A 13,262-nucleotide genomic window follows, 5' to 3' on the forward strand; every position below is an offset into this window, starting at 1 on the left:
CCCAATCCTTTTGAGCATAGCGCATATACCATTTCTACATAATCTGTATTTGAAAATGGCCAATGTATCTTTTCCAATGGTTTAACACCATTTAATTTGTCATTCAATCCTTTCCGAATGCGATGTTTTTTTTCATCCAAGTAAATCACTAATAAATCATAAGCTTTGTATTTGCCAAGCAGCATATCCCTTGGCGTGCAAAACTCTGGGTCTTGAAAATAGAATTTGGAAGTTGTGATATGGAATGTTTCGAGGTAATCTCTGGTATAGTATTCCTTGTCGAAAAGGGTAGCACCGGAATTTACATACCGCCCAAAATCGATATTGTACGAAAAGAAGCGATTGAGCTTGTTGATTTTTTTCTTAATCGATTTTAGCTGGGCATCTTTATCGCCCTTTGGCAATTGAATCTCAAACGAATGTATTTCTGAATAATATATCAATTGAACTAAAGGTATTTGCTTAATAATCTTAAAAAAATTGATTTCAGATTCCATTGAATCAAAACCTTTAGAAATAATTTTCTTTTTAAACTTGTAAAGGGTTGTACGACATAATTGAATAGAGTGATAGGCTTGCTTCAAAATTTCTTCATTTTGAAGCTGTATATTTTTCAAGTCTTTTGAGAATAATTCTGATTCTAATTGTAAGTCCATCACCCATCAATTTACTTTTTAAAAACAAAATCTTTGAACCGTTAACCTTGAAAACAATCTTTCAATGGTTAGTAATAAATATAAGTGTGTTCTATAAAAACTGCTAAATTACATACCGTATTTCAATATATGAATTCCGTATTTTTGTACGGATCGAATGATAAAGGGTATTTTTACTATAGACAGTTACTTATAAGAAATTTTCTCATTTAATTTTTTAGAAATCGATCTAGAAATTCTTTTCTATTATTTGTACCTGTTTTTCTAAAAATGTTAGAAGCATGTTTGGAGACGGTGTTTTCTGCAATAAAAAGTTGTTTTGCGATTTTTTTGTATGAACTTTTTGATAAAATAAAAAGTGCAATTTCGAATTCTCTTCTGGTTAAATTCTGAAATATTATCTTATTCTTAACCAAATTTTGATCAGATTCCTCATTAAAATTCAATACTTTATAAAGTTTGCCTTGATTTTTGATTAAATAGATGTATCTGTATATTTCTAAGGCTGTTATTGTGTAAAAGGCAAGATTCATTACGGTAAAAGTTAACCATTGATAATCTCCAATTACCGTTAGAATGGGTAAGAGTACTATACAACCAATACTGGTAGTAGATAATTTTTTTCTTTTGGAAAAGAAAGAGTTTTGATTTTTTATTTCAGAGATCCTTCTATAAAACAATCCCAAAAATATAAAACCTAGAACTGAAGTAGGAAGGGTAAAAAGTATTCTGGCTGAATCTAAAGAACCCGTTATCAAATAGGGAATTAAAAATAATATGATAAACCCCACAATTAACGTGATTCCAATATTTTTAATGCTGAAATACCGCTTTAAAAATATAATGTCATAATCTTTGTAGAGATAATATATGAGGTAAACACATAACGCGATTGCTACCCCATAAGTTATTATGTATTGAAGTATCAAGGGTTTGAGAAAACTATGGTCTGGTAGAAAACCGCCGGTTAGATTATAAAGAACAAATAAACATCCAAGAATTATATATCTTCTAAGACTAAGTTGCTTTATTTTCGGATTTTGAATTAATGCAAGAATCACTATTATCGTATCGATTAATAGATAGAAAAATGTTGTCCAGTGTATTGAGGTGCCAAACATCCTGCTTATTCATTAGACTCGAATTTATTTGTATCTAAATTTTTAGTAACATCACTCCAATGGAACAGTTTTCCGTTCATGGCGATATAAACATCAGGCTTCAGAAATTGTAAAGCACAAATTGCATAACCTAAATTAAAAGGTGCGTCTGTATCTTTTGATGTACCCAAAATGAATGCTCCCACCAGAATTATAGTTTTATTAAGACTACGGTTTCCAATATATTTTGCGGTGTCTTCCATAGTATAAGTACCGTGAGTTACTAAAATTTTATTTGTATTAGTAGCTTTTATCTTTTCCACCAAGAGCTTTCTGTCATTCTCTGTAATGGCACGGCTGTCTTTCTTGAAAACACCTTCGATAGTGTATTCAAAATCGATATTTGCTTTGTCCAAAAAATCCATAATCCCTACATCAGAGGAAGTAATACCACCATCATCCGTATAATCCAATCCTTCGATTGTACCGCCAGTTGTGAATATTTGAATCATAAATTAAGGACTTTCTCTACTTATAAAGATAGCGTTAATTTATTTGAAACTACTTTAATTTGCTCAGTCAAAATTGGGGGTCTAAGAATCCTGCCACTTCATTTTCTGCAATCTAACGGCATTAAGAATAGCAAGCAAAGCAACACCTACATCGGCAAAAACAGCTTCCCACATAGTTGCAAGCCCACCTGCACCGAGAATGAGGACTATAACCTTGACTCCAAATGCAAGCCCGATATTCTGCCATACAATACGTCGCGTTGAACGACCAATTTTAATCGCTCTTGCAATCTTGCTCGGTTGGTCTGTCTGGATGATAACATCGGCCGTTTCGATGGCTACATCGCTACCCAAACCTCCCATAGCAATACCCACACCACTAGCTGCCAATACGGGTGCATCGTTAATGCCATCGCCTATAAAAGCTACTCTTATATCGGATTGCTCTTTAAGCTTTTCAACCTCATTCAACTTATCTTCGGGTAACAACCCGCCTTTTGCCCAATTAATATTTAACTCTTTTGCCACTTGTTGTGTAATAGAGTCCTTGTCGCCTGATAGCATTATAATTTTTGAAATTCCTGAATCCCGAATTTGCTTAATGGCCTGGTGCGCATCATCCTTCAGTTCATCTGCAATGGTTACATAACCTGCAAATGTTCCGTCTATTGACAACATAACGATTGATTCTACAATGCCATCTGTTTCTGTGGGAACCTTTATGCGGTTCGAGGTCATCAAAGCTTTATTGCCTACCAGCACGGTTTTCCCATTGACCGTTCCTTTTAAACCTTTTCCGGCAACCTCTGAAACATTAGTCGCTTCATAATCTGAACCGTCCTCTTTATATTCAAGAATCGCCTTAGCAATGGGATGAGTGGATTGTTCTTCCATCGCCATCAGGTACTTCATAAACTCGGTTTCCTCAAATGTGATGGAATTGATTTCCTTGATTTTGAAAACACCTTTGGTAACAGTTCCTGTTTTGTCCATTACTACCGTGTTTACTTGCGTCATTGCATCGAGAAAGGATGCACCCTTGAATAGAATACCGTTTCGTGATGCCGCACCTAAACCTCCAAAATAGCCGAGAGGAATAGAAATGACCAAGGCGCAGGGGCACGAAATCACTAGGAATATCAATGCTCGATACAGCCAATCCCTAAAAACATAGTCCTCCACAAAAAAGTAGGGTAGGAGCGTAAGTCCAATAGCGAGGAATACAACTATGGGAGTATAAATTCGTGCAAATTTTCTAATAAATAATTCCGTCTTTGATTTTCTGGCAGTTGCATTCTGTACCATATCCAGAATTCTTGCAATGGAACTATCCTTAAATTCCTTTGTGGTTTCAACCTCAATTACCCCATCGAGGTTGATGCTTCCTGCAAAAACAGTATCGCCTTTAGCAATAGTATCAGGTTTGCTTTCACCTGTCAAGGCAGCAGTATTAAAAGAACCTTTTTCAGAAAGCAAAATACCATCAAGCGGAACTTTTTCGCCTACACGTACCTGTATTTTTTCACCAATCTCAACAGACTCGGGATTTACTGAAATAAAATCGCCGTCACGATAAACCAAAGCTTCATTCGGCCTTACGTCGAGTAAAGCTTTAATATTTCCTTTTGCACGGTTAACGGCTGCATTTTGGAACAGTTCACCTACGGCATAAAATAGCATTACGGCTACACCTTCAGGATATTCGCCAATGGCAAATGCACCAATAGTAGCAATAGACATCAAGAAAAATTCTGTGAATACATCGCCACGTAATATGCTTTTCCAACCTTCCTTAATAACTGGAAAACCAACAGGTAAGTAAGCTATGGTATACCATAGAATGCGAATCCATCCTTGAAATTGGGGAATGGCATCAAAATAATCTACCGCTATCCCAACGATAAGCATAACAAAGCTTACGAGAGCAGGAATATATGTTTTAAATGAACTTCCATCTCCGTGATCGTGGTTATGGCCATCGTCATGACTGTGCTCGCCCTGGGCTTCTTTTGGTTCTAAATCACGCAAGTTTACTTTTTTCTTTTTCATATTATGCATTGATCCATTGTTTAGCATCTTCTTTGTTATCCATTTCAAAAAATTTAATTTCCGATTTTGTAAAGAAATCGGTTGCTTTTGCAGCCCATTCCTGCCATTTCCTTTCACCCACAAACACCATTTTACCATAGTCTGAAATATGTGCCGTGTCCAATTTAATATCTTCCCAAAATCCTTTTAAGGTATATCCTTCAAAATCTTCCATTTCAAAAAAGAAATCGACCTTTTTTCCTTTTTTAATTATATCGTGAATGAGCGGATGCAACTTTTCAACTTCATCTCGTGAAATTTTACCGCTGATTTTCGCGGAAATCAAATTGTCTTTTTCTGAATTTAGTAGATATATCATTTTTTCTTTTTAGTCATCACAATTTACTGAAATGTTTGCGCAACTGCTGTGCAAAGTCAGTTACTGCATTTTTCACAGATACCTGTCACGACCAGGTTTACATCTTCAGCGACATAGCCATCCGGCAAGTTAATGTGTGGTATTTTATGCTCTGTCAGACATACGGTTTCGTTACAATTGTTACAGCGAAAATGCAGGTGCAAATCTTGTTCAATCTCACAATTGCAACCTGGCTCACAGAGCGCATATTTTGTGATTCCGGTACCATCTTCTATTTGGTGCACAATACCTTTTTCCTCAAAGGTTTTAAGAGTTCGGTATAGGGTGGTTCTATCCGCTTTAGTGAACGCAGTTTCAATATCAAGCAATGCCAGAGCAATCTTTTGTTCAGCAAGATATTTATAGATCAATATGCGCATAGCAGTGGGACGCACGCTGTGATCGTTTAATTTTTTTTCTATTTCAGTCATTTTGTGCGATGTTATAGTTGATACTCTTAGCCTTATTATAGGCTTCCCAGCCTTCTTTGGCAGCATACGGGACGATTAGTAATGCCGCTACAGGGTCCGCCCACCACCAGCCCAGCCAGTTGACCAAGAGTAATCCTATAAGTACTACAACGGTCTGGTACAGACAAATAAAGGTGTCCTTAGCATCGGCCAGTAAGGCAGGACTGTCAAGCTTCTTTCCATATTTTCTTTTGAAATAAATCAAGATAGGGTTCACGACTAGCGAGACTAATAATATGACTAGTCCCATAGTGCTCCAGTTTGCGGTTTCTTGGTTGATTAGCTTTGATATAGAATCATAAGAAATGAAAATACAGATGAGCGTAAAGGAAATTGCAATCACATATAGCGTTATTTTTTGTCTTCTTTTCACCTTTTCTTCATCTATGCCCTTGATCTCGCCGTGTAATCGCCAGCCCAACGTTCCCGCACTTATAACTTCTATGGTACTGTCCAGTCCCCAGCCAATTAGTGCCGAACTGTTTGCCGTAAATCCCGCAATGAGAGATACCACTACCTCAATAACATCATATATCACGTTCCAAATCTGTAAGATTCTGGCTTCTTTTAAATTTTTCTTTCTTGTCTCTTTCATATCATTTTAATGTGAGTGTTCTGCATCGCCTTTATTCATCTCTCCCATAAGATAATAAGCATTATTGTAGGCAAAACGCGAATTATGATCTGGGGTTTCAAAAAAACGTATGGCTATCCAGTCACCATCTTTCTCGCCTGTTGTAACTTCTACTGGCGTAAAACTCCATGCGTTGTCATCCCTTTTCGCTTTAAACACATAATCCTTACCAGCTTCTGTAACAATAGCGCTTTCAGGTAGTGCAGTAGTCTGCTTGTTATCAACTTCAATCTTACCTCGAATATACATTCCTGGGATTAGGCCATTACCTTTGTTCTCAATTTCAGCGTGTACGTGAACCGCCTTGGGATCTTGCTCGAAAGTCTGGCTAACCGAATAAATTTCGGCTTCTAGCTCTTTACCTGGTTTCGATTCAACGCTAAATCGTACTTGTTGACCTTTCTTTACCCTATCAACATCTTTTTCAAAAACCATCAAATCTGCGTGTACGTGGTCAGTATCTACTATCTCCATTAAGTTTGTTTGAGGCTCTACATATTGTCCAGTTTTTATAAATACTTTTTCTACAATACCTGCAATGGGACTGTGCAATGCAACACGCTGGTAAATAGTACCGTTTCGCACCCTATTTACATTGATGTTATATTGTCGCAATTGAGCTTCCAACCCATTTACCATTGCGGTAGATGACTGATAATCTGCCGTGGCTTTTTGATAATTCATACCGGATGCCACGCCAGCTTCATAAAGCCTTTTTTGACGTTCATACTCTTGTTTTAAAAACCGACTGTTGCTGTACGCATTTAGGTAATCACTCTGTATCTGTATAACACTGGGATGAGACATATAGGCAACCGTTTGATTTTTTTTGACTTCGTCGCCTTCAATTACTTCTATGGATGCAACATTTGCTCCCGCTAGCGCGGTAATAATTGCTTCGTTTTGTGGTGGTACTTCCAGCGTACCGTTTGCTTCTACATAACCACTCATATTGCGTTGCGCAAGTGTGTCTATTTGCATTTGCAAAGCTTCAAACTGCTGTGCCGTGAGCATTACTTCTTTAGCCTCCCCCTCAGAATGGTTATCTTCTAATTGAGAATTGGTCGCTTCAACCTGGCTATCTTCCGTTTTTGAGTCACCACAACTGGTCAATGTAAATGCTATTAGTATTGCAGCAATCGGCATATATTTTATCGTATTCATCTTTTTTAGTTTTGGAAATATTGTAGTTCAAACAAGGCGTCTAAATAATTATTGAGTGCGTCGAGTGCATCCATTTCGGTTTGTATGGCGTCACGTATAATTTGTGTGAATGCTGCATAATCCAGCGCACCTTCCTTGTATGCGAGCAATGCGCCCTTGCGCTGGTCTATGGCAAGTGGCAGGGCTTCGGTTTTATAAAAAAACCATGTATCCCGCCATCGTACATACTCTTGTTGAGCCTGCACAAATTGTGATTGCAACTCACGTTCTTTAAAGGCTGCATTGGTTTCTGCAATCTGTGCATACAGTTTTGCAGCTTTTGCACGACTGCGGTCTGGAACCGATAGCAGCGGTATGGAAATCCCTGCTTGATAAGTGTAGAAACCGCTATCACCATTTACACGCTGCAAGCCACCTTGTAGGTTGAACTTGGGCAGCAAGTTTGCTCTTGCCGCATCATAGCTTGCCTGTGCTTCGTCTATACGCTTTCTTGAAATTGATAACTCGGGATGTTCATTCAATGTATCATCGGTCTCTAAAATCGAAATTTCGGCAGCTTCCAATTCATCAGTTACGGTGTACATCGTATCTGGCGTCAACCAAAGATTGAGTTTTTGTAATGCAATGAAATAATCTGTCTCTGCTTGCTGAAATTTATTATTGATTTGTAAAGCCTGATTACGTGCGGCGCCATATTCCAGTCTTGAAATGGCTTCGACTTCATAATTGAGTTCTACAGATTGTGCAAACTGACCGTAAATACTGTCCAATTCTCGGTATAAAACAAACTTCTTTTTTGACTGAAAAGTTTCTGACCATGCTTTTTTTACTTCCAGTTCTATCTGAATTTCAGAAAGATTTAAAGCGGTTTGTGCTAACTCGATGCGTTGTTGTTGCAAATGTTTTTTGGCACCTATTCCCAGAAGATCGATATTCTGTTGGCCGATGCCGATTAAGGTATAAATGCCCTGACCATCTGCCAATTCTTCACCACCTGTAAATACCTGTGTATTACCAAAGTCATAAGCATTGCCCGTTAGGGTGTTCTGTCTTTCGATTTCGAGCTGGCTCGCTTTAAGTGCAGGATAATTCTCTTTGGCAATTTCTACGGCTTGTGATAACGTGATGGGTGTGATACTGTCCTGAACAATGTTATGTTGCACAGGTGCTTGAATTTGTTGAGCTTTCGCAAAAGCGGTACCACCTAACATAAAACCAAGTATCAAAATCGTAGTCAAGGCTTGCGGATTAAAAGCACCGATCTTATTCTGCTCTTTGCGCTCGCGTCTCTTTTCTATGAGCGTATAGAGTACAGGAAGAACGACCAGCGTAAGCAGCGTGGCAGTAAGCATCCCACCAATAACCACTGTAGCAAGCGGTTGTTGTACCTCTGCACCGGCTGATGTAGAAAATGCCATAGGTAAAAAACCGAAAATATCGGTAGTGGCTGTGAGCATTATGGGGCGAATACGTTCTTTAGTCCCTTGAAATATTCTATCCTTTATGCTTGTAACACCTTCTTCCTTTAAAGAATTAAATCGGTTAATAAGTACCAGCCCATTAAGAACTGCGACACCAAATAGCACAATAAATCCTACACCTGCGGAAATACTAAATGGCATATCGCGAAGCCATAAGGCAAATACACCACCGATGGCTGCCAAGGGTATTGCGATGTAAATCATTATGGATTGTGAAAAGGATTTTAATGCAAAGTATAACAGTATAAATATCAAGAACAGGGCGATGGGCACAACTATTATCAAACGATCCTTTGCGCTTTGCAAGTTTTCAAACTCTCCACCATAGGTAATATAATACCCTGATGGTAAGTCCAGTTCTTTATCTAATTTTTGTTGTATATCCTTTACGACAGATTCTACATCTCTGCCTCGTGCATTTACACCTACATACGTTCTTCTATATGTATTGTCACGTGAGATTTGCATAGGTCCAGGCACGTATTCAATCTCAGCTATTTCAATAATGGGGACCTGACTTCCATCCTTGAGATCAATGTACATATTGCGCAGGTCATCAATACTTTTTCTATGACTTTCATCAAATCGCACCACGAGATCAAATCGCTTCTCGCCTTCAAAGATAACGCCTGCGGTACCACCAGCAAAAGCAGTACTTATATAGTCATTAACTTTTTGAATATCCAGTCCATATTGCGCCATTTTATCGCGTTTAAATTTTACAGTCATCTGTGGTAATCCAGCTGTACGTTCTGCACTCACATCACCCGCACCAGGAACGGTCTGTATAATAGCTGCCATTTCTTGAACCTTATTTGATAAAACCTCTAAATCTTCGCCATAAAGCTTCACGGCAATATCTTCTCTTACACCTTCTAAAAGTTCGTTGAATCTCAACTCGACCGGTTGGGTAAATGATAAATTAACACCTAATAGTTCATCATCCAGTTTGTCCCTAATGGCATCAATCAAGCCTTCTTTAGTAGTGGCTGTCGTCCAGTCATCCATATCTTTATTAAGGATGATGTACATATCTGCAATGTCCATAGGCATAGGGTCTGTAGGGATATCTGCAACTCCTATGCGGCCTGTGACCGTTTTTATTTCTGGGAAATTTTCTAATAGAATAGTTTCAATTTTCTTTGAAACTTCAATGGATTCTGTTAGCGAACTTCCAGGCCTTATAAACGCCTGCATTGCTATATCTCCTTCATCGAGCTGCGGTACAAATTCTCCTCCCATATTAGAAAAGATAAAACCTGCGATTAAAAGTAGAAAAGCGGCAGATGATAAAACGATAAGCTTCAGCTTAAGAGCTCCTTTTAATAAAGGCATATAAGCACTGTGTATAGCACCTATGATTTTATCACTTACCTTTTCAAGCCAGCGCTCAAATCTGCCAAACCAATTTTTGGTATTCTGTACTGGTTTCATAAAGAGTGCAGACATCATTGGGACATATGTAAGGCACAAAATGATAGCACCTATCATTGCAAACCCAAAGGTGTATGCCATAGGTTTAAACATTTTACCTTCAACACCTGTAAGAAAAAGTATAGGCGTGAAAACAATGAGAATAATGATTTGCCCAAAAAAAGCAGAACTCATCATCGTGCTTCCGGCATCATAGGCAACTTTATCCATCACGGCTTGATTGAATTTTAGCTTGCCAGACCTGATTCTTTTTTGGATCTCATACACCGTTCCTTCTATAATAATTACCGCACCATCTATAATAATCCCAAAGTCGATAGCGCCTAAACTCATTAAGTTTGCCCATACATTAAATTGCTTCATTAGGATAAAGGCAAAAAGCAAGGACAACGGTATAGTAGTGGCCGTTATGATTCCACCTCTTAAACTACCCAATAGTAAGACAAGGGCAAAAATCACAATTAAGGCACCTTCCAGTAAATTGGTTTTAACGGTATCGGTAGTTCTCGCAATTAGCTCACTACGATCAATTATCGGGGCGATTGTCAGACCTTCTGGCAGGGATTTTTCAATTTCTGCCATACGATCCTTGACATTCTGAATAACAGCATTTGGATTAGAACCCTTAAGCATCATTATCATACCGCCCACAGCTTCCTTACCGTCTTGTGTAAAAGCACCATAACGCACTTGATTCCCGAAATGGACACGTGTTGCTACATCTCCAATAGTTACAGGAACGTTGTTCTCGTTAATAATTGAAATATCCTTAATGTCTTCCAAAGAGCGAATAAGCCCTTCGCCTCTTATAAAATTTGACATTTTATTTTTCTCTATATAAGCGCCACCAGTATTCACGTTGTTTCGAGCGAGAGCCTCATAAACTTGTGAAATACTGATACCCATACTGTTCAACTTCTCTGGATTGACAGCAACCTCGTACTGTTTAATACTGCCTCCAAAAGAGTTGACCTCTACCACGCCTTCCAGTAAGGTGAGTTGTCGTTTGATAATCCAATCCTGCACTGTGCGCAGTTCCATAGGTGAATACTTGTTTTCAAAACCTTCCTGTGGTTTTATAGTATATTCATAGATCTGACCTAAACCAGTGGAAATAGGCCCCATAGATGGACTTCCAAATTTTTCAGGTATGGATTCGTCCAATTCATTGAGTTTTTCCTGTACCAACTGTCGAGGAAGATAGGTGCCCATATTGTCTTCAAAAACAATCGTTACTACAGAAAGTCCAAAGCGTGAGATAGATCTTATTTCGGTAACGCCTGGCAAATTACCCATAGACAATTCTACCGGATAGGTTACGAACTGTTCAATATCTTCCGTTCCTAGATTAGGTGATTGCGTAATGACCTGTACCTGATTATTAGTAATATCTGGCACCGACCCAAGGTTTACGGTTGCCATTGACCAGATACCAACTCCTATAAGAGTCAACGTAAACAAGCCAATAATAAATTTATTATTGATTGAAAAATCAATGATTTTGTTAATCATAGATTAGAGAATTAATTCAGTTAAAAATTAGGTGTACGCTTTCGCGAAAGCGAAAACATCATAAAGTTTTTCAATTAGAAAAACTTCAAAACAGGATAGAGCTATCCTATGAAAACTGAATTATGCCGTGGCGGCTGAAAAAGCGAAGTGTGGAAATCCTTGCCGTGGTGTTGAAAAGAAGTAAGGATCATATTTGAGATTGGATCTTGAAATGGCTCAAAGGTCATTAGCTCAAAGTCAATAGTATGTACGTGACAGCAATGACATTGACAGAACGGTGAACATAGATCGCTATCGTTATGGTCTGCATCTGTTGTTTGTGAAAATTCAAGTTGTGTATCATCGCTATCAGGAACGGTATCGCTACAAGGCGCAAAATTGAGCGCCAAAAAGTATAAGGATAGTATGATTGTAAATATTTTCACGAACCAAAGGTAAAAAGATTTAGATGCAACTGTGTTGCAAAATTAGGATGGTTTAGAAATTGACCACGCTATCCAATGCGTCATCAGCATCTTTATGTATGAAATTGGCTTGGTACCGAATAGTTGTTGTCACCGAAGAATGGCGATATAATTTTTGCAACATTTGAATCGGTATTTTATCCCCAGAGATATTTCCAAAGCTATGTCTAGCAATGTGCATGCTTATATTCTTTTTTATACCTAATTGCTTGGCAGCAATCTTTAATCTTCTGTTCAGATTTCTCGTTATCGATTGTGTACGCCTTGTTACTTCTTCAGAATCCCTAAAATCTATACTTTTTAATTGCGGAAATATAAGATCATCATAAGATGAGCTTTCTCTATATAGATTAAAAATATCTATAGCCTTATCTGGAACTTTTAGAGAAACTAACTTGCTGTTTTTGTTCATTCGATAGAGTAATCGCCCGTCATTAAAATCTGACCATTTTAGTTTAAGAACATCACCTACTCTTATTCCTGCAAAGTAAAAACTCACAAGCCAAATATGAATTGCTTTTTGCTGAGCTTCGGTTATTCCTCTAGCATTTTCCAGTTTTTGAATTTCTGCTTCGGAAAAACCTATTTTTTGAGATTCAGGTATTCTGATGGTCATTTTGCCTTTCCCAAAAGGGTATAAACCTCTGTCGGTAATGGATTCTGAAATAGCTAAATTAAAGACCGTTCTAATAAGTATAAGATAATTAACTACCGTTCTGGGCGAAAGGCTTTTTTGATGTAAGAGATAGGTTTCAAATTTTTTAAGAACAGTAACATTAAGTTTATTGAACGAAAGTGAATCCTTACCGAGAAATTCCTTGAATTTTTTAAGTCTGCCTAATTCAGTGTCATATTGATGGTGTTTGTTTCTATTCTTAAGATTTTGAAGATGCATTTCTGCTACAGCAAAAAAATCAAGACCATTAGTAACTATAATTTTATTTTTTATTTCTGAAACCGTCTGATATTCAGGGTTCATTTCAGACTTTATGACCTTATCGTTTGCTTCTGCAACTTTAGTCGCAATATAATTGTTCAGTACACTGGAATTAGGATGTGATTTCCTAATATTACGATTTTTTTCATCCCAATATTTTTCTTCGATGTATTGACCTGTGTTTAGATAAGAGCTTTTGCGGTCTTTTGTAATCCTAATTGCAATTGGAAGTAATCCAGATTTGTTTTTCTTCTTTCTTAATACTACTCGAACTGTTGCCATCACAAAATATTTTGATTATAAATATACTCATTTTAGGTACAACATAGGTACAACATTTATTGATTTTGTTTGATATTAAATGATATGAAATTTAAATATCTATCTTATAAATCATTGATATACAAAGGTATTGTGCTAGTTTATTATATTAGTATCAAAAACTCATAACC

At 37.5% G+C, this 13,262-nt stretch carries 11 protein-coding genes; all 11 read right to left on the reverse strand.

From position 1 onward, the window contains the following. Positions 1–656 (reverse strand): RteC domain-containing protein (locus RM529_RS13530; protein WP_311485313.1); only part of this gene is annotated, 656 nt, incomplete at its 3' end. Between the two features lie 209 nt (positions 657–865). After that, on the reverse strand, positions 866–1,717 hold the full coding sequence (locus RM529_RS13535; protein WP_311485314.1) for a response regulator transcription factor: 852 nt from the start codon (positions 1,715–1,717) through the stop codon (positions 866–868). Between the two features lie 65 nt (positions 1,718–1,782). Then, positions 1,783–2,268 (reverse strand): asparaginase domain-containing protein, encoded by a 486-nt coding sequence (locus RM529_RS13540; protein ID WP_176619446.1) that lies wholly within the window; start codon positions 2,266–2,268, stop codon positions 1,783–1,785. Between the two features lie 81 nt (positions 2,269–2,349). Next, positions 2,350–4,317 (reverse strand): heavy metal translocating P-type ATPase, encoded by a 1,968-nt coding sequence (locus RM529_RS13545; RefSeq protein ID WP_311485321.1) that lies wholly within the window; start codon positions 4,315–4,317, stop codon positions 2,350–2,352. Position 4,318: 1 nt separating this feature from the next. After that, positions 4,319–4,675: a SpoIIAA family protein gene (locus tag RM529_RS13550; protein ID WP_311485315.1), complete on the reverse strand. Its 357-nt coding sequence runs from the start codon at positions 4,673–4,675 to the stop codon at positions 4,319–4,321. Positions 4,676–4,731: 56 nt separating this feature from the next. Further along, positions 4,732–5,145, reverse strand: a complete 414-nt coding sequence (locus tag RM529_RS13555) for a Fur family transcriptional regulator (RefSeq protein ID WP_026914590.1) — start codon at positions 5,143–5,145, stop codon at positions 4,732–4,734. Further along, a complete protein-coding gene (locus RM529_RS13560; protein ID WP_311485316.1) occupies positions 5,138–5,779 on the reverse strand; it encodes a cation efflux transmembrane domain-containing protein in 642 nt (213 codons plus the stop codon). The genes RM529_RS13555 and RM529_RS13560 overlap by 8 nt, the downstream gene beginning before the upstream one ends. A gap of 6 nt (positions 5,780–5,785) precedes the next feature. Beyond that, complete coding sequence (locus tag RM529_RS13565; RefSeq protein ID WP_311485317.1) at positions 5,786–6,982, reverse strand: efflux RND transporter periplasmic adaptor subunit; 1,197 nt, start codon at positions 6,980–6,982, stop codon at positions 5,786–5,788. Between the two features lie 5 nt (positions 6,983–6,987). Continuing rightward, complete coding sequence (locus RM529_RS13570; protein WP_311485318.1) at positions 6,988–11,409, reverse strand: CusA/CzcA family heavy metal efflux RND transporter; 4,422 nt, start codon at positions 11,407–11,409, stop codon at positions 6,988–6,990. 101 nt (positions 11,410–11,510) lie between these two features. After that, positions 11,511–11,834 carry a DUF6660 family protein gene (locus RM529_RS13575; RefSeq protein ID WP_311485319.1) on the reverse strand — a complete coding sequence of 108 codons (324 nt, stop codon included), beginning with the start codon at positions 11,832–11,834 and terminating at the stop codon, positions 11,511–11,513. Between the two features lie 52 nt (positions 11,835–11,886). After that, positions 11,887–13,092 carry a phage integrase SAM-like domain-containing protein gene (locus RM529_RS13580; protein ID WP_311485320.1) on the reverse strand — a complete coding sequence of 402 codons (1,206 nt, stop codon included), beginning with the start codon at positions 13,090–13,092 and terminating at the stop codon, positions 11,887–11,889. Between the last annotated feature and the right edge of the window lie 170 nt (positions 13,093–13,262).

The sequence above is a fragment of the Autumnicola edwardsiae genome (genome assembly GCF_031846505.1).
In the GTDB taxonomy this organism is placed as follows: Bacteria; Bacteroidota; Bacteroidia; order Flavobacteriales; family Flavobacteriaceae; genus Autumnicola; species Autumnicola edwardsiae.

Coding starts and splice junctions, on each gene's coding strand:
- RM529_RS13540 (WP_176619446.1), bottom strand. CDS start 2,268: ATGATTCAAATATTCACAACTGGCGGTACAATCGAAGGATTGGATTAT.
- RM529_RS13545 (WP_311485321.1), bottom strand. CDS start 4,317: ATGAAAAAGAAAAAAGTAAACTTGCGTGATTTAGAACCAAAAGAAGCC.
- RM529_RS13550 (WP_311485315.1), bottom strand. CDS start 4,675: ATGATATATCTACTAAATTCAGAAAAAGACAATTTGATTTCCGCGAAA.
- RM529_RS13555 (WP_026914590.1), bottom strand. CDS start 5,145: ATGACTGAAATAGAAAAAAAATTAAACGATCACAGCGTGCGTCCCACT.
- RM529_RS13560 (WP_311485316.1), bottom strand. CDS start 5,779: ATGAAAGAGACAAGAAAGAAAAATTTAAAAGAAGCCAGAATCTTACAG.
- RM529_RS13565 (WP_311485317.1), bottom strand. CDS start 6,982: ATGAATACGATAAAATATATGCCGATTGCTGCAATACTAATAGCATTT.
- RM529_RS13570 (WP_311485318.1), bottom strand. CDS start 11,409: ATGATTAACAAAATCATTGATTTTTCAATCAATAATAAATTTATTATT.
- RM529_RS13580 (WP_311485320.1), bottom strand. CDS start 13,092: ATGGCAACAGTTCGAGTAGTATTAAGAAAGAAGAAAAACAAATCTGGA.